This window comes from Reyranella sp. CPCC 100927, assembly GCF_007859315.1.
Lineage (GTDB): Bacteria > Pseudomonadota > Alphaproteobacteria > Reyranellales > Reyranellaceae > Vineibacter.
Window position 1 is genome coordinate 345811 of sequence record NZ_VOHA01000004.1, and the last position, 19918, is coordinate 365728.

18 protein-coding genes are annotated in these 19918 nt (G+C 63.6%); 7 read left to right on the forward strand and 11 right to left on the reverse strand.

Going from position 1 to position 19918, the window contains the following annotated elements:
- Nucleotides 1-20 precede the first annotated feature (20 nt).
- The 11 genes from FQU96_RS14440 to FQU96_RS14490 form a co-directional block, all read right to left on the reverse strand.
- A complete protein-coding gene (locus FQU96_RS14440; RefSeq protein WP_146541974.1) occupies nucleotides 21-1040 on the reverse strand; it encodes an alpha/beta fold hydrolase in 1020 nt (339 codons plus the stop codon).
- Nucleotides 1041-1189: 149 nt separating this feature from the next.
- Nucleotides 1190-2227, reverse strand: coding sequence for an aliphatic amidase (locus FQU96_RS14445; RefSeq protein WP_146541975.1), 1038 nt, complete (start codon nucleotides 2225-2227; stop codon nucleotides 1190-1192).
- A 36-nt stretch (nucleotides 2228-2263) separates the two neighbouring features.
- On the reverse strand, nucleotides 2264-2959 hold the full coding sequence (gene urtE / locus FQU96_RS14450; RefSeq protein WP_146541976.1) for an urea ABC transporter ATP-binding subunit UrtE: 696 nt from the start codon (nucleotides 2957-2959) through the stop codon (nucleotides 2264-2266).
- Nucleotides 2952-3704, reverse strand: coding sequence for an urea ABC transporter ATP-binding protein UrtD (urtD, locus tag FQU96_RS14455; RefSeq protein ID WP_146541977.1), 753 nt, complete (start codon nucleotides 3702-3704; stop codon nucleotides 2952-2954). The genes urtE and urtD overlap by 8 nt, the downstream gene beginning before the upstream one ends.
- 140 nt (nucleotides 3705-3844) lie before the next feature.
- Nucleotides 3845-5002, reverse strand: coding sequence for an urea ABC transporter permease subunit UrtC (urtC, locus tag FQU96_RS14460; protein WP_146541978.1), 1158 nt, complete (start codon nucleotides 5000-5002; stop codon nucleotides 3845-3847).
- Complete coding sequence (gene urtB, locus FQU96_RS14465; RefSeq protein WP_146541979.1) at nucleotides 4999-5868, reverse strand: urea ABC transporter permease subunit UrtB; 870 nt, start codon at nucleotides 5866-5868, stop codon at nucleotides 4999-5001. Before urtB ends, urtC begins: the two co-directional genes overlap by 4 nt.
- 127 nt (nucleotides 5869-5995) lie before the next feature.
- A complete protein-coding gene (locus FQU96_RS14470; protein WP_178130512.1) occupies nucleotides 5996-7243 on the reverse strand; it encodes a transporter substrate-binding domain-containing protein in 1248 nt (415 codons plus the stop codon).
- Nucleotides 7244-7369: 126 nt separating this feature from the next.
- Nucleotides 7370-8011 carry an ANTAR domain-containing response regulator gene (locus FQU96_RS14475; protein WP_146541980.1) on the reverse strand — a complete coding sequence of 214 codons (642 nt, stop codon included), beginning with the start codon at nucleotides 8009-8011 and terminating at the stop codon, nucleotides 7370-7372.
- A gap of 112 nt (nucleotides 8012-8123) precedes the next feature.
- Nucleotides 8124-9299: a transporter substrate-binding domain-containing protein gene (locus tag FQU96_RS14480; RefSeq protein WP_146541981.1), complete on the reverse strand. Its 1176-nt coding sequence runs from the start codon at nucleotides 9297-9299 to the stop codon at nucleotides 8124-8126.
- Between the two features lie 199 nt (nucleotides 9300-9498).
- Complete coding sequence (locus FQU96_RS14485; RefSeq protein WP_146541982.1) at nucleotides 9499-9993, reverse strand: DUF2569 domain-containing protein; 495 nt, start codon at nucleotides 9991-9993, stop codon at nucleotides 9499-9501.
- A 12-nt stretch (nucleotides 9994-10005) separates the two neighbouring features.
- The gene (locus FQU96_RS14490) at nucleotides 10006-10908 is read right to left on the reverse strand and encodes a DMT family transporter (RefSeq protein WP_146541983.1); all 903 of its coding nucleotides are present in this window, start codon (nucleotides 10906-10908) and stop codon (nucleotides 10006-10008) included.
- 115 nt (nucleotides 10909-11023) lie between these two features.
- On the opposite strand from FQU96_RS14490, the gene FQU96_RS14495 reads away from it, so the two are divergent.
- The 7 genes from FQU96_RS14495 to FQU96_RS14520 all read left to right on the forward strand — a co-directional run bounded on the left by FQU96_RS14495 (nucleotide 11024) and on the right by FQU96_RS14520 (nucleotide 19907).
- Complete coding sequence (locus tag FQU96_RS14495) at nucleotides 11024-13687, forward strand: SEL1-like repeat protein (RefSeq protein ID WP_178130513.1); 2664 nt, start codon at nucleotides 11024-11026, stop codon at nucleotides 13685-13687.
- A gap of 199 nt (nucleotides 13688-13886) precedes the next feature.
- The gene (locus tag FQU96_RS14500; protein WP_178130514.1) at nucleotides 13887-14807 is read left to right on the forward strand and encodes a tetratricopeptide repeat protein; all 921 of its coding nucleotides are present in this window, start codon (nucleotides 13887-13889) and stop codon (nucleotides 14805-14807) included.
- Between the two features lie 146 nt (nucleotides 14808-14953).
- Entirely contained in the window at nucleotides 14954-15430 is a 477-nt protein-coding gene (locus tag FQU96_RS14505; protein ID WP_178130515.1) for a thermonuclease family protein, read from the forward strand.
- Between the two features lie 264 nt (nucleotides 15431-15694).
- Entirely contained in the window at nucleotides 15695-15859 is a 165-nt protein-coding gene (locus FQU96_RS42200; protein WP_178130516.1) for a hypothetical protein, read from the forward strand.
- Entirely contained in the window at nucleotides 15856-16182 is a 327-nt protein-coding gene (locus FQU96_RS14510) for a hypothetical protein (protein WP_146541987.1), read from the forward strand. Before FQU96_RS42200 ends, FQU96_RS14510 begins: the two co-directional genes overlap by 4 nt.
- Nucleotides 16115-17533 (forward strand): DEAD/DEAH box helicase family protein, encoded by a 1419-nt coding sequence (locus FQU96_RS14515; RefSeq protein ID WP_146541988.1) that lies wholly within the window; start codon nucleotides 16115-16117, stop codon nucleotides 17531-17533. Before FQU96_RS14510 ends, FQU96_RS14515 begins: the two co-directional genes overlap by 68 nt.
- A gap of 118 nt (nucleotides 17534-17651) precedes the next feature.
- Entirely contained in the window at nucleotides 17652-19907 is a 2256-nt protein-coding gene (locus FQU96_RS14520; protein WP_146541989.1) for a portal protein, read from the forward strand.
- The last annotated feature ends 11 nt before the right edge of the window (nucleotides 19908-19918 follow it).

Here is a 19918-nt window from a genome sequence, read left to right on the forward strand (position 1 = left end):
CCCTTGGGGAGGGGAATTACTCAACCTGCAAGCAGTTCCTTCAGCTTGCCGTCGATGAAGGCGACATCCTTGGGATTCGTACCCGGGCCGCCGGCGAAATGCCCCCAGATCGACGGCACCGGCACGAACGTCGCGTTCGGCATATGCTCTACCTCGAAAGCACTGTCTTCAGGCGGGAAATAGAGATCCGTCTGGCCTGGCATGACATAGGCCTTGGCCTTGATCGCGGCCAACGCTTTCTTGAAATCGCCGCCATAGAGTTCGTTGTCGCTGATGTCGCCGTTCTGCCAGGTCCACAGCATGGTCAGCAGATTATTGGCATCCTTGGGCAGGAAAAAGCCCTCCCAGAATGCGACCAGGAAGTCCTCGAGCGAGGAGTAACCCATGGCCTCGAGATCCAGCTTCTCGCGGTAGAAGGCTTGAGAGAAACCCCAGCCGGCGTAGACGCGCGCCGCGGCGCGCAGGCCCTTGGCGGGTTTCTCGTTGTACCAGCCATCAAGGAAGTGCGCATCGGCGGTCAGCGCCGCCTTGACACCCTCTAGGAATACGAAGTTATGGCGCGAACATTTCGCCGAACCGCAGAACGGCGCCAGCAGGTCCATCATGTCCGGGTACAGCGCACCCCAATGGAAAGTTTGCAGCGCGCCCATTGACCAGCCTGTCACCAACCGGATGTGCTTGACGCCGAACTTCTCCGTCACAAGGCGGTGCTGAACGCGGACGTTGTCATAGGCGGTGACATGAGGGAAACGCGGCCCGTTGTACGGCTCGGGCGTGTTGCTGGGCGACGACGACAGGCCATTGCCCAGCATGTTGGGAATGATGATGAAGTACTTCTGTGGATCCAGCGCCATGCCATCGCCGACCAGCCACTCGTTGTCATAGTGCTGGCCTGAGTACCAGGTCGGATAGACGATGGCGTTGTCCTTTTGGGCGTTGAGCTGGCCGAAGGTCTTGTAGGCCAGCTTGCAGCCTCGCAAGGTCGCGCCGCGCTGCAGGCGCACATCGCCGAGGTCGAAGACTTCGTAGTCTGCGGGCATGATGGTGTACTCCGGGAAAATCCTCCCCACGTAGTGGGGGAGGTGGCCGAAGGCCGGAGGGGGACCCGACGTAGTGGATCTATCGAGAGACCACGTTGGGTCCCCTCCGCCCCTTCGGGGCACCTCCCCACGGCGTGGGGAGGAAATCACTACCGATGCGTGGCGCGGCGGTTGGGGATGCCTTCGATCGGGCATTCGTCGGTGCCGACGGTCGGCCGCGTGATGGCCTCGACCATCTCGCGCGTGCCCTCGGGATCGGTGATCCAGTTCTTGTAGAACTCGTACGGGCAGATGGCGTGCCCGCGCACATCGTCACCGGAATTGATCGTGCCGGTGTAGCCGCGATGCAACAGCTTGAAGAGGTGGTTCTGCGACTGCATGTTGCGGCGCGCGTCGCGGATCAGCGATACCGAGAGCTGGGCATACTGGATGCCCATCTCTTCCTCGCCACATTCACCCAAGGTACGGCCGTCGAAGCCGACGATCGCCGAGTGGCCGAAGTAGGAGTAGACGCCGTCGAAGCCGGCAGCATTGGCGACCGCGACGTAGACGTTGTTGGCCCACGCCATCGCCTTTGCCATCAGGACCTGCTGTTCCTTCGCGGGATACATGTACCCCTGGCAGCGCACGATCAGCTCGGCACCGCGCATGGCGCAATCGCGCCATATCTCCGGGAAGTTGCCGTCATCGCAGATGATCAGGCTGACCTTGAGGCCCTTGGGGCCGTCGGAGACGTAGGTGCAGTTGCCGGGATACCAGCCCTCGATCGGCACCCAGGGCATGATCTTGCGGTACTTCTGGACGATCTCGCCCTTGTCGTTCATCAGGATCAGGGTGTTGTAGGGCGCCTTGTTAGGGTGCTCTTCGTGGCGTTCGCCGGTGAGCGAGAACACACCCCAGACCTTGGCGTTGCGACAGGCCTGGGCGAAGATTTCGGTTTCTTCGCCGGGAATGGTCGACGCCGTCTCGTACATCTCCTTGTTGTCGTACATGATCCCGTGCGTCGAATATTCCGGGAAGATGACCAGATCCATGCCGGGCAGGCCGGTCTTCATGCCTTCGAGCATGCGCGCGATCTTGCGAGCATTGTCCAGGACCTCGGCCTTGGTGTGCAGGCGCGGCATCTTGTAATTGACGACAGCCACGCCGACGGTGTCTTTGCTGCTGGAGATATCGCCGTGCAACATGTGTTGGACTCCTTGTCGGATACATGTCCTGACCGGCTAAACGGTCATGTATCGCTGGACGAGATCGTCCGTCAGTTTGTCGACGGACCCTTCCGCGACGACGCGCCCCTTCTCCATCAGAAGAAAGCTGGTTGAGGCGCGGCGTGCGAATGCGACGTTCTGTTCGACCAGAATCACGGTGATGCCGTGTTCGCGGTTCAGGCGGGTGATGACCTCCTCGATCTGCTCGACAATGTTGGGCTGGATGCCTTCGGTCGGCTCGTCGAGCAGGATGACCTTGGGCTGTGCCAGCAGCGCGCGGGCAATCGCCAGCTGCTGCTGCTGGCCGCCGGAAAGATTGCCGCCGCGCCGCGTCAGGTGATCCTTCAGGACGGGAAACAGCTCGAAGATCCAATCGTCGATCTGTCCCTGGCGGCCGCTGGCGGCGAAGGTGCCGAGGATCAGGTTCTCGCGCACAGTGAACTTCGGCAGAATGCCGCGGCCTTGCGGTACGTAGGCGATACCGGCCTTGGCACGCTCGTGCGTGCGCCGGCTCGCGAGATCCCTGCCGTCCAGGCGGATGGCGCCGGTGACGCGGTCCATCTGGCCGAGAACAGCGCGCAGCAGGGTCGTCTTGCCGACACCGTTGCGGCCCAGCACCGACAGAAAGTCACCCTTGCCGGCGTGGAAGCTGATGCCCTGCAACGCGCGACTGTTACCGTAGAAGGCATCGACGTTGGTGAGCTCAAGCACCGGTGATCCCTCCCGAACCGAGATAGGCGCGCCGCACTTCCTCGTTGCGCTCGACTTCGGCCGCCGTGCCCTCGGCCAGCAGGCGGCCCTGGTGCATCACCGAGATGACGTCGCCGATCGCCTTGACGAAGCCCATGTCGTGCTCGACCACCAGCAAGGTGTGCTTGCCCTTCAACCGGTTGAAGAGATCGGCCGTTTTCAGCGTCTCCTGTGCCGTCATGCCTGCGGTGGGCTCATCCATCAGGATCAGTTCGGTGTCCTGTGCCACCAGCATGCCGATCTCGAGCCATTGGGTCTGGCCGTGCGACAGGTAGGCCGCCGGCTTGTCGAGCGCATTCTCCAGTCCGACGAGCTGAGCCAGCATGTCCAGCCCATCGGTCTCCTCGCCGCGGCAACTGCGCATGACATTGGCGAACACGCCGGTTCGCTTGGAGTAGGCAACCTGCAGGTTCTCGCGGACCGTGAGTTCCTTGAAGACACTGGGCACCTGGAATTTGCGGCCGACGCCGGCACGGGCGATCTGGTGTTCCTCGAGCGCGGTGAGCTCGGTGTTGCGCAACGTGATGGAGCCCGCCGTAGGCTTGATCTTGCCGCAGATCAGGTCGAGCGCCGTGGTCTTGCCGGCGCCGTTGGGACCGATCAGGCACCGCAGTTCGCCCTTGCCGACCGCGAGATTCAGCGCATTGACGGCGACGAACCCGTTGAAGCTGACGCTGACGTCGGAGAGCTGCAGATGCGCGGTCATCTCTTGTCGTCCTGAGCGAAGCGAAGGACCTTGCGGTGGTAGTGACAGCGGCGATCCTTCTGGTGATTCACCAGCGCTGCCGTCGTCTCGAAGCAGCACCGCAGGGTCCTTCGCTTCGCTCAGGACGACGTCGAGCGCCTTCACGGCCCGACCTCGGTCGGCTTGGGTTCCGCGACAGTTGCGTTCCGGCGTTGCCGCAGGCGGGCGATACGCACGCTCAGCAGCTCAGCGATGCCGGCCAGGCCCTTGGGCAGGAACAGGACAACGATGACGAACAGGCCGCCCATCACCAGGGTCCAGGTTTCCAGGAACGTCTTGGATTCGGAGAGGGCGCCCTGCATGCCGGCGACCAGAACGGCGCCGAGGAAAGCGCCGACGAGGCTTTGGCGGCCACCGACCGCACACCACACCACCACCGACAGTGAGAGCGGCACGCCGAGGAATGTCGGCGAGGCAAACTCCATCACGACGGTGTAGAGCATGCCGGCAAGACCGGCGATCGCGGCCGAGAGCGAGAAGGCGAAGATCTTGTAGGCCGCGACGTCGTAGCCGAAGTACCGCACCCGGTTCTCATGGTCGCGGATCGCCTGGATGATCAGGCCGGCCTTGGTCTTGGTGACGGCCAGTGCCAGGAACAGGCTGGCTGTGAGACAGCAGGCGACGAGGTAGTAGGTGGATCGGCCGTAGGCATCGAAGGTGATGTCGAACAGCTTGAGTTGAGCCAGGTCGGTGATGCCGTTGAAACCGCCCGTGAAACGCTGCTGATCGATGATCACGAGGTTCACCACCACCATGGCGGCCAGGGTGATGATGGCGACGTAGACGCCGGTGACACGGCCGCGGAACATGAACCAGCCCAAGGCGGCCGCGGCACAGACCGGAACGATGATGCCGGCAGCGATGGCGAAGCCCAGTGAATGGAACGGCTCCCAGAACCACGGCAGGCTGGGGACGTTGTTCCAGACCATGAAATCCGGCAAGCCTTCCGGGCCAGTGTGCACCGGCACGGTCTTGAGTTTCAGCGCCATGGCCATGGCGTAGGAGCCGAGGCCGAAGCTCATCGCCTGGCCCAGATTGAGGATGCCGGCATAGCCCCACGACAGCGCCAACGACATCGCCAGCATGCCCAGCACGATGTAACGCGCGATCTTGTTCAGCAGGAAGTCGCTGTCGATCAGCAAGGGAATGACGAACACGGCAAGGCAAACGAAGGCGTAAAGCAGCACCTGCGTGCGCGTCCGGCCCGCCGCTTGGCGGGTGCGGTGCGCCGGTGCCGGCAGAACCAGCGGCGCCGTCATGCGCGCACCCGGGCCGTGAACAGTCCTTCGGGGCGGAAGCGGATCAGCACGATGATGGCGAGGAAGACCAGGGCCTTGGCGATCGTGTCGTTCTGCAGGAAGGCGATGACGCCGCTCAGTTCGCCCAGCACGAAAGCGCTGGCGACCGTACCGACCAGACTTTGCACGCCGCCCAGCACTACCACCATGAACGCATCCACGACATAGCCGGTCCCCATCTCGGGCGAGACGCTCTTCAGGGGCGAGACCAAAGCGCCAGCCAGTCCGGCGAGGCCCGCTCCGTAAGCGAAGGTGATGCCGTAGACTTGGCCGGGGTTGATACCGAAGGCGGAGGATATGCTGCGATCCTGGATGACGGCGCGCAGCTTCACGCCGAACGTGGTGCGGTTCATCAGGAACCAGGTCAGTGCGAAGAGCGCCAGTGCCGCCGCGAACAGGAAGAGGCGATAGACCGATACCGGCACGCCTGCGATGTCGATGCTGTGCGACAGGTCGACCGGCATCTGCACATAGCGCAGCTCACCGCCGGCCAACAGCCGCACGGCCTGCTGCAGCATGACGCCGATACCCCAGGTGGCGAGAATGGTGTCGAGCGGCCGGGCGTAGAGGAAGCGCAGGACGAAGTGCTCGATCAGCCAGCCGAACAATGCAACCAGAAGGAAGATCGGGATCAGGCTGGCGAACAGGCCGATCTGCAATTGGGTCTGCAGGGCCCAGGCGGCATAGGCGCCCAGCATCACGAACTCGCCGTGCGCCAGGTTGATGATGCCCATGGCGCCGTAGATGATCGACAGGCCCAGCGCCACCAGCAGCAGGATGGAAGCGATGCTGAGGCCAGTGATGAACTGCTGCAGTGCGTCGTCCATGGGTACCGTCTTCTCCTCCCCACGCTGTGGGGAGGTATTTCCTGGGAGCGCGGGCGTCCCGCCCGCATCGGCGCATGGCGTCGACACAAGAGCGGGCGGGACGCCCGCGCTCCCAGGAGGAGAGACATCAGCTCTGGGTCAGACCCTTCTCAGTGCAGTTCTGGCCGGGGTAGGCGGCGTACGGCACCGGCTTCTGCCACTGCGCCGAGTCGACGAGTACCTCGAACTGGCCGTCCGGCTTGGCGCGCGCGATCTTGGGCCATAACCAGGTGTGGAGGTTCTCCCGCTCGATGCGCACCTTGCCTTGCGGCGCCGTCATCTCGGCACCCTTGACGGCTTCGCGGATCGTGTTGGGCGAGATGTCCTTGCCGCCGAGCTTCTCCACCGCCTGCTTGAACAGGTAGACCTGGAAATAGGAGGGCTCGGAGACGAAGTGCGTGACCTTGTCGGCGCCCCAGCGCTTCTTGTAGGCGGCGACGAACTTCTCGTTCTCGGGCGACTTGTGCACCATGAAGTAGGGCGCCGAGGTGAAGTGCCCGGCTGCGGCGTCGCCACCCATGGCGGCAATCTCGTTCTCCGACGTGGTCAGGCTCGCCATCGGCATCTTCTCCGGGTCCAGGCCGGCGGCGCGGTATTGGCGGTGCAAGGCCACCACCGAGTCGCCCACGACCGTGGAGAAGATCACGTTGGGCTGCGTCGACCGGAACTTGTTGATCACCGAGGAGAACTCGGAGTGACCCAGCGGCACGTACTCCTCGTTGACGACCTCACCGCCGTATTTTTCCAGCAGCTTCTTGCAGTAATTGTTCTCTTCCTTCGGATAGATGTAGTTGGAGCCGATCAGATAGAATTTCTTGCCGAATTTCTTGACCAGCCACGGAATGAACTCATCCTGCTGCTGGTTCGGCACGGCGCCCGTGTAGATCACGTTTTTCGAGCATTCGCGGCCTTCATATAGCGTCGGATACCAGTAGAGATTGTTCTGGCGCTCGAACACCGGCAGCACCGCCTTGCGGCTGGCCGACGTGTAGGAGCCGAAGACGCTGACGCATTTGTCGCCGACGACCAGCTTGCGCGCCTTCTCGGAGAAGGTGGCAGGGTCGGATGCTGGATCCTCGACCACGGGCACGATCTTCATGCCCTTGATGCCGCCTGCGGCGTTGATCTCCTCGATGGCGAGAATCGTGGCTTTGTTCAGCGATTCCTCGATGATCGCCGTGGTGCCGGTGAGGGAAAACAGCACGCCGACCTTGATCTCGCCGTTGGCGGCGATCGCCAGTCCGCTGTTCTTGATCCAGATGTGAGGGAATCCCGCACTGGCGCCGGCACCAAGAGCGGCCGCGCCGTGAAGCAGAGAACGACGTGTCAGGGCCATGGCCCACCTCCCCATTTTGAAAACAAAAAAGCCCTCCCGATGCGCGCGGTTCGCGAGCATTGAGAAGGCTTTGTCGCCGATGTCGAAATGGGCGGCGCTGTTGCCGCCGGTTCCCAACCTTGGGAATTACTGTTTCAAATCGTAGCCGAGCAGTTCAAACGAGTCAACGATCGCCGCCGCGACCGCGCTGACCGGCACGCGTCGGTCCATCGCCTGACGACGGATGAAGCCATAGGCTTCATCTTCAGCGACACGACGCGTGGTCATGATGATGGCTTTGGCGCGCTCGACGGTGCGCATCGAGCGAATGGTCTCGTCGAGCTTCTCGACCTTGCCGCGCAGGCGCATTTCGTAACGGAACTGGCTTTGCGCGCTGACCAGGCTTGCCAGCACAGCGTTGGCAGTAAACGGCCGCGCCAGGATCGCATCCGGTGTGGCGTTGGTGAGCGCCTCGGGGTCGATCGGATCGGACGCCGGCAGGATGACGACCAACGCCGCCAGCGCATCGCCGGGAATCCATGGCAGTCGTCCAGCCAGATCCGGTGCGTAGTCGCAATAGACGACGTCGGCATCCGACGGCATGCGTTCCGGCGCCGGCCACAAGTGGCGTGTTCTGACCCGCAGCCGCTGCAACTCGCGCACCAGGAAGACGCCCTGATCATCACGCGCCGTGACGATCGCAACGTCCAGGCCGGCCAACTCCGCGAGAACGGAACGGCGCGTCGGTGCTTCCTTGCGAAGGTCGGATTTCGATGGCGGCTCGTTCATGTGTGAGTTCCGTCATCCCGAGCGTAGCGAGGGATCTTTCGGGAATGGAGTCTCCGCCCGCAGGAGATCCCTCGCTGCGCTCGGGATGACGGTCTGGTCCGGCGTCCGCATGTCACCCCCGCGCGGTGGCGCGGCCGTAGCCGACCAGGAACGGATCGGCGCGGACCGCGGCGGGCGATTGCCGGATGATGTCGAATTGGCCGCGGCGATTGGCGCGCCCGATGCGCGTCCACAAATCGGTGTGGCTCGACGTCGAGTTGATCGTGACCTGTCCCTGCGGTGCCTGGAAGCTGGCACCGAGCACCATGGTCCGCAGCGTGTCGGTATCGAGCGAATCGGCCTGCTCGAGCGCCTTGGCGAACATGTGAACCTGAAAGTAGGCTGCCTCGACGCACATGTTGGTGGGCTCGTCGTCACCGTAGCGCTTCTTGTAGCGCGCCACGAACGAGGCGCTGACCTCACTCTCGACGCCTTCGAAGTAAGGCGCCGCCGTAATGTGGCCTTCACCGACGTCGAAACCCATGGCGCGGATCTCGGCTTCGGTGGTCGTCAGGCTGGCGATGGGCATGGTGCGCGGGTCGAGCCCACTGTCGGTGTAGGCCTGGTAGAAATAGATCGTGCCGTCGCCCACCACGGTGGAGAAGATGACGTCGGGGCGGGTGCTGCGCAGGTCCTGGATGATGGGCAGGAAATCCTGCGGCCGCGCCCGCAGGTTCAGATAGCGCTCGCCCACGACTGAGCCGCCGTTGGCGGCCAGCAGCTCGCGCATGATGCGATTGGATTCGCGGGGATAGATGTAGTCGGAGCCGACGAAATAGAAGCGTGAGCCATAGGTCTCGATCAGGAACCGACACAACTCGACGCTGTTCTGGTTGGGCGCGGCACCGGTGTAGATGATGTTGGGCGAGAACTCGAAGCCTTCGTAGAGCGTCGGGTACCACAGTAACCCGTTGAGACGCTCCACCACCGGCAGCACGGCCTTGCGGCTCGAGGACGTGTAGCAGCCGAAGATCGTGGTGATGCGATCCTCGATCATCAGCCGCTTGGCGTAGTGCCCGAAGGCGGCTGATTCGGAGGCCGGATCGTAGGCCACCGGCACGACTTCGCGGCCGTTGATGCCGCCTGAGGCATTGATTTCCTCGATCGCCAGCATGGTACCGTGGAGCTGGGTCTCCTCGATCACCGACATGAAGCCGGAGTGGGAGAACAGGACACCAACCCGCCACGGCGCGCCCGTTTTGCGGGGAGTCTGGGGTAAGACACTCCTCCTTGTGGGAGCAATCGTCATGGCATTCTCCCAGGCATCTTGTTTTGGCTTGGCACGCGGTAGGCCAAACAACCGTTGAGGAACCGCCTTACGGGATGGGTATTGCAAGAATCGTGACACGGAACGCGTGCCGGGCGCAAGACGGGCGTGGGTTGGTCAGATGCCTAAAGAACGGTCGAGGTGAGCGGCAACTTGGCAGGCGTCGCGACGCCAGGCGGGTCTAGGCCCAACCCTCCTGGACGAATGTGTTCTTCACGCGTTTGGACACCATGAAGTAGGGAATCCAGATAATGGCAGAGACCAGGGACCGGCCGAGGTCGCGAACATCGGCACCGGTCGGCGGACTGCCCAGCAACCCCGCCGCACCGACGACGTCCGCGACCTGCGCCAGAAACGTCGCCACGAGCCAGGTGATGAACAGTCCCGGGACGCGCCGCGCCTTGGTGAAGAAAAGATAGATGAGCCACAGGGTGAAAACGAACAGGGCGACATTGACCACGCACTCGGCGATGATGAATGGCCTGAACCAGGCGTGGCGATCCGGCGAACTGACATAGTCCCAGCCCTGAGCGGAGAACAGCACCGGGACAAAGGACAAGTAGAATTCAATCGCCATGCGGACCGGCGTCACGAGCAGACCCAGCATCGGCAGGATCAGCCAACCACCGATTCCGGACGGCGATGGTGCCTCGGTCGAGGGATTGGACTCAGTCACGGCAGCACGCGCCTACGCTTGCGTCTTGGCGCGCCGCCACAGGTCGCGACCGGCAAGAACAGCACCGCCGACCACCAACGCCGCGGCCAGCAGAAGAGAAGGACTGGCTGCGGCGCGGCCCGTCGCGATCAGCAGGGCGGTCGACAGGATCGGCGTAGCGTAGCTGAGCGCACCCAGCGCCCGGATGTCGCCGCGCTTCATGCCGACATCCCACACATAGAAGGCGGCGCCGACCGGGAAGATACCCAGCGCCACCACCGCCAGCCAGGCGCCTGAAGTTGACGGCCATACCGTGGTTTCGACGGCCACATGGCACAGGGCGGCCAGCACGGAAGACGCCGCGCAGAACGCGGCGACCGCATCGGTCGGCACCTCGCCGAAACGCCGGCTGGTCACCGAGTAGACCGACCACACCACCGCGCAGCCCAGCGCCGCCAGGTAACCCGGCCAATGGGCGCCCGCGAACCCGACCTCGCCGCGCCCCAGGGTCAGCACGATGATGCCGGCCAGCCCCAGAGCGGCACCGCCCAGGTGCCAGCCGTGCAGGGGCTCGCCGGCGATCGGCGCCGACAGCAGCACGATCAGCAGCGGCCAGAGGTAGTTGATCAGGTTCGCCTCTGCCGCCGGCGCCTGGCGCAGGGCGATGAAGTAGAGCAGGTGGTAGCCAAACAGGCCGCCGACGCCGAGCAGCCACACGCGTGGCGGCCAGGCGACGGCATCCCGCAGCGAGCGGCCCTGCGCCACGATCCAGATGCCGCCGACCGTAGCGCCGATGGCGAAGGTCATCGCTGCGAGCTGAAAGGGCGGAATGGTGCCGGTCGACACCGTGAGCAGCGCCAGCGCCGACCACATCAGGATCGAGAGAGCGCCCAGTGCCGTCGCCCGGCGTCGGTCGGACGGGCCCGTCACCGGCATGGCCACCCCCGGCCTTCAATCTCGATACCATGTGCACATAAGCGCAAAAACGCGTAGACGCTGTTACTTTTTCTATTTATCGTTTGCCCCGTTGGGCTATCCAAGGTGTGTCTCCATGACCAGCGCCGCGTGCGTGGTGTGTCGACAAGAAATCACATCCGGATCGATCGATCCAGCCACCTGTAGCATCGACCCGGAGGGCCGCCAGCACGGCAGCGTCCGCAGTCTACTCTGTGTCATCACAGTGCTTCTCTGGGCGCTGGCTGGATTGGTAGCGCCTGCTCATGCCAATCCTGTCGACGAGGCGGTTGCGGCATATCGTAAGAACGACTTTGCCACTGCCATACGCCTCTTACGGCCGTTGGCCGAACGCGGGGACGCCGTTGCCCAGAATACCCTGGGCGTGTTCTACCAGAATGCGCCCGGCGCACTGGAGGATCATGCGGAGGCGTTGAAGTGGTACCGCTTGGCGGCAGACCAAGGAATGGTCGAGGCGATGGTGAATATCGCAGTCACCTACGCCAACGGCACGGGCGTTGACAAAAATTACACCGAAGCCGCGGCGTGGTATCGGAAGGCCGCCGACAAGGGCATTGCTGTCGCGCAGACCAGTCTGGGCATTCTGTACATCAACGGTGCGGGCGTGCCGCGCGACTATGGCGAGGCGGTAAAGTGGTTGCGCCTGGCAGCTGATCAGGACGATGTCAGGGCCACACTGGAGTTGGGCAGGCTCTACGGCAATGGCGAGGGCGTATCGCAAGACTACGCTACAGCGTTGAAGCTATTCTTCAAAGCTGCGGCCGCGCGAGATCCTGAGGGGCAGACTCTTCTCGGCATTGCTTACGACGAAGGCTTGGGGGTTTCCCAAAACGCTGCCGAAGCGATCAAATGGTATCGTTTGGCGGTAGAGCAAGGCTACGCGAGGGCCCAGCTCCGTCTGGGCGTCATGCATGGCGAGGGCAGAGGCGTGGCCCAGGATCATGCCGAGGCGGCGCGTTGGTTCCGGCTGGCGGCGGAGCAGGGGAATGCCGAGGCGCAGTACAGGTTGGCGGAGAGTTACCGTCTCGGCCATGGTGTGGCCACGGACGTCAATATCGCACTAACTTGGACACGGAAGGCTGCGGAACACGGTTACGACGTCGCACAAGCCGCGCTCGGTACGTACTACCTCGGCGAGCACGGCGTCCCGGAGGATCTGGTCGAATCGACGAAATGGTTCTGCCGGGCTGCGGAACAAGGTCTTGCCGATGCGCAATACCGAGTCGGGTCAGCCTACTTCATAGGTCAGGGCGTCAGCCAAGACTATGTGGAAGCGGTTCGGTGGTGGCGGCAGGCCGCGGCGCAGGATCACACTGAGGCGTTGTATATGCTCGGTGTGATGCAAAGCAGCGGCTATGGCGTGGACAGGGACGAGGTGGAAGGCGCCCGCCTTATTCGCACAGCGGCCGATGCGGGCTTGGCCGCCGCCCAATTCCATCTCGGTGATCTGTATATCGATGGGAAGGGTGTACCCAAAGACGCTGCCGAAGCGATCGTCTGGTACCGCAAGGCCGCGGAACAAGACAACGCTGACGCGCTTTATCAGCTCGGCTTGATGTACGCAGCCGGCCGAGGCGTAACACAAGATCATACAGAGGCAGCCAAACTCTTTCGTCGCGCCGCCGAGCGCGGTCGCGCCAGTGCGCAGTACGCGCTTGGAAGTTTGTATATCCAAGGTCTTGGCATCGACAAGGACGAGGCCGAAGCGGCGCTATGGTATCGAAGGGCTGCTGATCAGGGCGACGCCGAAGCGCAACTAAAGCTTGGACTGATGTTAGCGGACGGTTTGCAGGGAGCCAAGGATGAAGCGGAAGCCGCTCGCTACTATCGGCTCGCGGCCGAACAGGGCCACGCCGGTGCCCAGTTTTTCCTGGGCGCCGCATTCTACTATGGGCAAGGCGTCACACGAAGTTTCGAAGAGGCCGCCGGCTGGTTCCGCAAGGCCGCCGACCAGGGTGACGATCGCGCACAGTACATGCTCGGCGCGCAGTACGTTCACGGCCAGGGCGTTGATAAAGACTATGTCGAGGCTGTCAGGTGGTTTCGCAAGGGCGCCGCACAGGGCAACGCCTGGGCTCAGCACAGTCTGGGTGTCGCCTACGATACGGGCGTTGGTGTACTGCAAAACAGCGATGAAGCCGTGCGATGGTTTCGCGCCGCGGCTGACCAAGATCACACTACAGCTCAGATGGACCTCGGCATTAAGTACATGCTCGGCCGTGGCGTCACGATCGATTACGAAGAGGCAGTACGGCTGCTTCGTCCAGCGGCGGACAAAGGAATGGCGTCGGCGCAGTATGCTGTGGGCGGCCTGTACTTGTCGGGGCGGGGGCTGCCTCAGGATGCAGCAGAGGCGGCCAAGTGGTTCCGGAAGGCTGCTGAACGCGGTCATATCGATGCTCAGTTTGAACTCGCCAGTCTCTATGGTCATGGTAGCGGCGTGCGGCAAAACTATGAGGAAGCCGCCAAGTGGTACCTTGGTGCCGCCAACCAGGGCCATGCCACGGCACAATACGGTTTGGGCGTGCTGTATCAGACAGGCCGGGGCGTAAAGCGTGATGACGTGGAGGCCTACAGCTGGTTCGACCTGGCCGCGACTGCCTTTGCTGAAAGGGATCCGGTTTGGCGTGACAAGGCGGTGAAGGAGCGTGATGTGATCGCCACCCGCATGACGCCAGCCCAGATCACTCAGGCCCGCAAGCGCATTGCAGATTTCAAGCCGGTACGGGTCGCACAGTAGTCGAACGGCCGCGGTTGCACGGGGTGTCGGCGCCCTTCGTGTTGGTCGGAATACATCTATAGATTGTGGAAAAATGTAGATAATCAATCTAAGATGACTGGCATCAAGACCCGATGGCTGTGTAGGGCGCCATCGCAGGGAGGTTGATGCCATGAACAAAGACTGTCGGACCCACACAGCACGGTTTGCTTTCTTTCTGTTGCTCTCGCTGGTGGCGTCGTCGGCCGCCGCTCAGCTTCATGCCGGCTTCAGCATCGATATTGGGCAGGGCGTGCCAGTTGGTGATGTCGCCGCGATGGCCTCAACCCGCAACGCTGCCGAGCAGGGATATGCCAAGGCGCAATTCCAGCTTGGCATCGCTCACCTCGCCGGCCGCGATCTGCTCCCAGACGCCGCTGGGGCAGTGACCTGGTTCCGCAAGGCCGCAGACCAGGGACATGCGGAGGCGCAGTTCGAGCTCGGGAACCTCTACCTGCAGGGCCGCGGCATGGCGCGCGACGATACGCAAGGCGTGCGATGGCTTGGTCAATCCGCCGCGCAGGGGTTTGCACCGGCGCAATTCGGGCTCGCAAGTCTCTATCGTGTCGGCCAGGGTGTGAAGCGCGATGACGCGACGGCGGCCGGCTGGCTCGAGAAAGCTGCTGCGCAGGGCCACGTCTTGGCCCGTACCATGCTGGGGACGATGTACGCCAATGGTTGGGGCGTCAACGTGGACCTGCCGCGCGCGGCGCGGCTCTTCCGTCTGGCCGCCATGCAGGGGAACGTGGAGGCGCAGTTCTATCTTGGCATGATGTATGTCAGCGGCCAGGGCGTGACTGCCGACTGGGATGCGGCAGAACAATGGCTGCGGCGGGCTGCGGAACAGGGCCATGTCATCGCGCAATTCAACCTGGGCACGGTCTATATCGGCGGCGCATTGCGCGCATCGGACTATGTACGGGCCTACGCCTGGTATGAGGTGGCTGCCCTGTTCGCCACCGATCCCGAGTGGCGCGATCGGGCGCGGACACTGCGCGACTGGGTGGCGGCACGCCTGAGTCCGGTGCAGACGACAGAAGCGCGACGGCACGCCGTGGAACTCGGCGCAGCGGTTTTGTCGACGCAATCGGCGCGGCGATAGGCTTCCTGAGGACCACGCGCTGTTGGGACGACGGCACGAATGATGAGATACGGGCAGAGGTATCTCGTGCTAGATATGCGGGGATGGCGTGGTGGCGACGGCTGAGTACGCGGTTATTCCGGCGATGTCCTGTGGCGGTGCAGAGCATGGCCGTGGCGATGCTGGCCGCAATGCCCGCCTATGCCGGCGAATGGTCCGGCGTTCCCCTGGTGATCGACGGCGGCACGATCGTCATCAACGGACAACGGCTGCGCCTGGCCGGCCTCGATGCCCCCGACAATGCGCAGATTTGCCAGGGCCCGGATAACATCGCCTACGATTGCGGTGTCGAAGCACGCCGGGCATTGGCCGTCATCATCGCCAGCCGCGACGTGCGCTGCAGCGGTGATCGTCGCGACCGCTACCGTCGACCATTGGTCACATGTCAGATCGGCGAGACGGATATCGGACGAGAGTTGGTCCGATTGGGCTGGGCCATGGCGGCACAGTCATCCGACTATGGTGTGGAAGAGGATGATGCGCGCGCGCAAGGGCGCGGCTTGTGGCAGGGACCGTTTCAGCGGCCTGACGACTGGCGCCGTGCACGCGCCATGCTGCCGTCTGGCGTAGCGCCGAAGGAATGACGTCTTGGCGTCGGCCAGTACGCCGACTGTGGAAGCTTACCCGTCCATCTCTCAGCGTCGTGCTGCCACACAGGTGGAGCCTCCTCGCGGGAGCCCCTTCCAGGTGCGACATCTCGGTCCTTATTTGTACCAACCAAGTTGACGTGGCTTATGGACTGATTTCATTCCCTTGTTCTTGATATGTTTATTTTCTCTTGACTTTTGAGTTTGAATAGAGCACAAATACGCCCATTCCAACATCGGCAGACTTGCGAAGGAGCGGACATGAAGCGTCCACTGCACGCGCCCCGTATTGGTCCGGGCTTCTCGGCCGGCGCCAAGCCACCTCATGTGACGAAGGGCTGCGGACCGCATCCCAAGGCCAGTTCCGGCCACAAATCCGGCACCCGGCGTGCCGGCGACAAGCACACGGCGACGAGCAGCAAATGAGCGCCACGGGCAAGCCGGCAGCCGACGCACGCGCGTTGGCACGCGATCATACGCAGGCGGCGATCGACGCACTGGTCAGCGTGGTGAACGACACGGATGCCTCGCCGTCGGCCCGCACCTCGGCCGCCGAGGCGCTGCTCAATCGCGGCTGGGGCCGATCCGCATCGGTCACGCATCAGAACATGCAGGACGACTTTGCAGACATCCTCGCCGACGCTGCCGCCATCCGCGCCGCCCGCGGACATACCGGCGAACATGACGACGGACGCCCTGCAGCGGCTGATCGCGGAGTGGGCGGCAAAGCCGCTGCTGTTCGTCACTGAGGCGCTCGGCGCCGAGCCCTATCCGTGGCAGCACGAAGTACTGCAATGGCTGGGCGAAGGCGAGAAACGGATATCGGTGCGCTCGGGCCACGGCGTTGGCAAGACGACGCTGGAAGCGTGGCTGGCGTTGTGGTTCCCGCTGACGCGTGGTGATGCCAAGGTCGGGATCACAGCGCCGGCCGGCCCGCAGCTCGAGGTCAACCTCTGGCCCGAGATCCGCAAATGGGCACCACGACTGCGCGACAGGACGCGGGTTGGCGCGTGGCTCGCCTCGCGCTTGCAGATCAACGAGTTGGAGATCGTGTTCGTGAACGAGAACCTCGTGCGCGCCCGCACAGCGCGGCCGGATCAGCCCGAGGCTTTGCAGGGCCTGCATGCCGGCAACGTGCTGATCCTGATCGACGAGGCCAGCGGCATCGACGAGCGCATGTACGAGGCCAACATCGGTGCGCTGTCCACCGAAGGTGCCATCCAGGCGATCTTCAGCAATCCCACGCGCAATTCGGGCTACTTCCACCGCACCCAGCACGAGCAGGCCGACCGTTGGAAGACGCTGGTCGTTTCGTCGCTCGACGTGCCCAACGCGCAGGGGCATGTCGAGGACGTGGTGCGCCACTACGGCCGCGACTCCAACCAGTACCGGGTGCGTGTGCTGGGCGAGTTTCCGCTGGAGGGCGACGATGCCGTGATCCCGTTGCAGGCCATCGATGCGGCGATGGCGCGTGTCGGCCAGGTGGCGCGGGTCGAGGGCATTGCGCCGGTCTGGGGCGTCGATGTCGCCTGGATGGGTGGCGATCGCAGTGCGCTGGCCAAGCGCTGCGGCAACGAGCTGCTGGAGCCCGTGACGTGGTGGTCGGGCAACGATCCCCACCAGACGGCGCTGCGGATCTTCGAGCATTGGGAACGCACCGACGCCAATCAGCGGCCAGCCGCCATCATGGTCGACGCCATCGGCATGGGAGCGGCCACCTACCTGAAGCTGCGGGAGCTTGGGCTGCCGGCCCGCATGGTCAACGTCGGTGAGGCCGCCGCGGCGAATGAGCGCTACATGCGGTTGCGCGACGAACTGTGGTTCCGTGGCCGCGCCTGGCTGCAGGACGGCACTGCCATCCTGCCGCGCGACAACGCGCTGAAAGCCGAACTGGTATCCGTCACCTACGCCATGATGCCGACCGGCAAGATCAAGGTCGAGTCGAAGGATGACATGCGCCGGCGCGGGCTGCGCTCACCCGACCTGGCCGACGCCCTCCTGCTGACATTTGCCGGCGGCGAGCACAAGCGCCAGCCGGCCTCGGGACCCACACGCTACGCCCCGCGCCGTAAGGATCCCGGCTCCTGGATGAGTTCGTAAACGGATTCCTTTCTCGCGCAGCACAGCTCCGGAGAAACGCATGGCGAGCACAGGTGAATGCTCCGCATTCACCAGGTCGAACCATGCGGCACGGGGAGGGACCGGAAGGAGGTCGATCTTGGCTGACGATACGTCGCTGCTGGCGGAAATCGAGGCGCGTTACGAGGCGGCGCGCGACCATGCCTCGCGCTGGCGCGAGGAGGCTCGCGAGGCGTTTCGCTTCTATGCCGGCGAGCAGTGGGACGATGCCGATGTCGCCAAGATGGAGGAGCAGCAGCGGCCGGTGGTGACGTTCAACCGCGTCATGCGGCTGGTCAATGCCGTGATCGGCCACGAGGCCAACAACCGGGCTGAAGTGCGCTATGTCCCCCGTACGCTGGGCGATGCCCGGGTCAACGAGCTGTTGACCAGCGCCAGTGCCTATTTCCGCGATGCTTGTGACGCCGAGTTCGAGGAGTCCGATGCCTTCCGCGACATGATCGTGAGCGGCATGGGCTGGACCAACGACCGGTTGAGCGATACGAGCAATCCGGACTACGATCTCATTGAAGAACGCGTCGATCCGCTTGAGATGCTATGGGATCCATCGAGCCAGAAACCTAACCTCGCCGACGCCCGCTATCTCTTCCGCCGCAAGCGCTACGCCGAAAAGGAAATCAAGGCGATCTGGCCCGATTTTACCGGCCCGTTCGGCGGTGGTTTCGATGACGACATCGACGACGAGGGCGAGCCCGTCGATCGCTCGCCGCGGTCGAGCTATCGCGGCGATGGGGATAGCCGGGACATCCGGCCCGACATCCTCGTGCTCGAGTACCAGTACAAGGAGCGCGAGGCCTACTATGTGGTCAGCCAGCCGGGTGTGGCCGAGACCGTCGAGATCGCAGCCGACGACTTGAATGAAGAACTGCGCGACAGGTTGAAGGAACGCGGCATTCCGTTCGTGATGAAGCGGCGCACGGTCGCACGCCGCTGCTTCGTGATCGGCCGCACGATCGTGCAGGGGCCGGATGTCGTTTGTCCGCACGATTTTACCTACCACTGCATGACAGGCTTCCGCGACCGTGAGCATCATCATTGGTTCGGTATCGTGCGCATGCTGAAGGATCCGCAGCGCTGGTCCAACAAGTGGCTGGCGCAGATCATGCATATCCTCAACAGCAATGCCAAAGGCGGCCTGATGGCGGAGGAGAGCGCCGTCGCCGACCGCCACGAGTTCGAGGCGAGCTGGGCCGATCCGGCGGCGGTGACTTGGTTCGCCGACGGCGCGCTGAAGAACAACATGGTGCAGCCCAAGCCGCCGCCGACCTGGCCGGCCGGCGTCGAGCGCCTGCTGCAGTATGCCAACGCCAGCTTCAACGATGTCAGCGGAGTCAACCAGGAATTGCTCGGCCTCGCCGATCGCGAACAGCCGGGTGTACTGGAGTGGCAACGCAAGCAGAGTGCCGTGACCTTGCTGGCACCGCTGTTCGATTCGCTGCGCCGCTTTCGCAAGATGCAGGGCCGTTGCTGGCTTTACATGATGCAGCGCTATGTCAGCGACGGGCGCATCATCCGCATCACGCAGGACAACGGCCAGGTGGCCGGCGTTCCATTCGGCGGATCGCCGGAAACGCAGGCGCCCCTGCCACCGCAGTGGAAGCTGCCCGAAACGGCCGACTACGACGTCATCGTCGACCAGGCCGCGACGGCGCCGAATCAGAAGGAGCAGACCTGGGCGGTGCTGAGCCAGCTCTTTCCGCTGCTCGGGAACATCCTGCCGCCGCAGATGATGATGCTGGCTGTCGAATACTCGCCGCTGCCGGAATCCTTCGTCGCCAAACTCAAGGAAATGCAGAAGCAGCTCGAGTCGCAGGGACCACCGCCCAATCCGGGGATGGTCCAGATGCAGGCACAGATGCAGGCCCAGCAAGCCGAGTTGCAGATGCGACGGCAGGAAGCGGAAGCCCAAATGCAGCTCGATCGGGCCCGAGCCCAGAACGATATGGAGATCCAGCGTCAGAAGCTGCAGGCGCAGATCGAGCTGGATCGCCAACGCGCTCAGTCCGAGGCAATGCTGAGTGCCGAGAAGCTGGCTCAAGAGGCTCATACGGCAGAGCAACGCCAGGCACTGGAAGCCGAAGCCCAGGGCCTGAAGCTTGAGCTCGCGAGCGCGGCAGCCGATGGTCGAGGACCGATCACACGTCTGTTCGAGGGACTGTCGGAGCGACAGGATCAGGCGCTGGCAGCGCTGGCGGAGAGCAACATGCGCAGCTCTTCGGCGCTGGCTGCCGGCCTTGCCGATCTGGCCAGGGCGTTGATGGCCGACAACGAACTGGTGCGCGATCCACGGACCGGCCGCGCCATCGGAACGCGCCGCGTGGCGCGTTCGGCCTGAGAAACACCGTT

What these genes read in the sequence shown, in the direction of transcription:
- FQU96_RS14440 (WP_146541974.1), bottom strand. Translation starts at nt 1,040, where the DNA reads ATGCCCGCAGACTACGAAGTCTTCGACCTCGGCGATGTGCGCCTGCAG.
- FQU96_RS14445 (WP_146541975.1), bottom strand. Translation starts at nt 2,227, where the DNA reads ATGTTGCACGGCGATATCTCCAGCAGCAAAGACACCGTCGGCGTGGCT.
- urtD (WP_146541977.1), bottom strand. Translation starts at nt 3,704, where the DNA reads ATGACCGCGCATCTGCAGCTCTCCGACGTCAGCGTCAGCTTCAACGGG.
- urtC (WP_146541978.1), bottom strand. Translation starts at nt 5,002, where the DNA reads ATGACGGCGCCGCTGGTTCTGCCGGCACCGGCGCACCGCACCCGCCAA.
- urtB (WP_146541979.1), bottom strand. Translation starts at nt 5,868, where the DNA reads ATGGACGACGCACTGCAGCAGTTCATCACTGGCCTCAGCATCGCTTCC.
- FQU96_RS14470 (WP_178130512.1), bottom strand. Translation starts at nt 7,243, where the DNA reads ATGGCCCTGACACGTCGTTCTCTGCTTCACGGCGCGGCCGCTCTTGGT.
- FQU96_RS14475 (WP_146541980.1), bottom strand. Translation starts at nt 8,011, where the DNA reads ATGAACGAGCCGCCATCGAAATCCGACCTTCGCAAGGAAGCACCGACG.
- FQU96_RS14480 (WP_146541981.1), bottom strand. Translation starts at nt 9,299, where the DNA reads ATGACGATTGCTCCCACAAGGAGGAGTGTCTTACCCCAGACTCCCCGC.
- FQU96_RS14490 (WP_146541983.1), bottom strand. Translation starts at nt 10,908, where the DNA reads ATGCCGGTGACGGGCCCGTCCGACCGACGCCGGGCGACGGCACTGGGC.
- FQU96_RS14495 (WP_178130513.1), top strand. Translation starts at nt 11,024, where the DNA reads ATGACCAGCGCCGCGTGCGTGGTGTGTCGACAAGAAATCACATCCGGA.
- FQU96_RS14505 (WP_178130515.1), top strand. Translation starts at nt 14,954, where the DNA reads ATGGCCGTGGCGATGCTGGCCGCAATGCCCGCCTATGCCGGCGAATGG.
- FQU96_RS42200 (WP_178130516.1), top strand. Translation starts at nt 15,695, where the DNA reads ATGAAGCGTCCACTGCACGCGCCCCGTATTGGTCCGGGCTTCTCGGCC.
- FQU96_RS14510 (WP_146541987.1), top strand. Translation starts at nt 15,856, where the DNA reads ATGAGCGCCACGGGCAAGCCGGCAGCCGACGCACGCGCGTTGGCACGC.
- FQU96_RS14515 (WP_146541988.1), top strand. Translation starts at nt 16,115, where the DNA reads ATGACGACGGACGCCCTGCAGCGGCTGATCGCGGAGTGGGCGGCAAAG.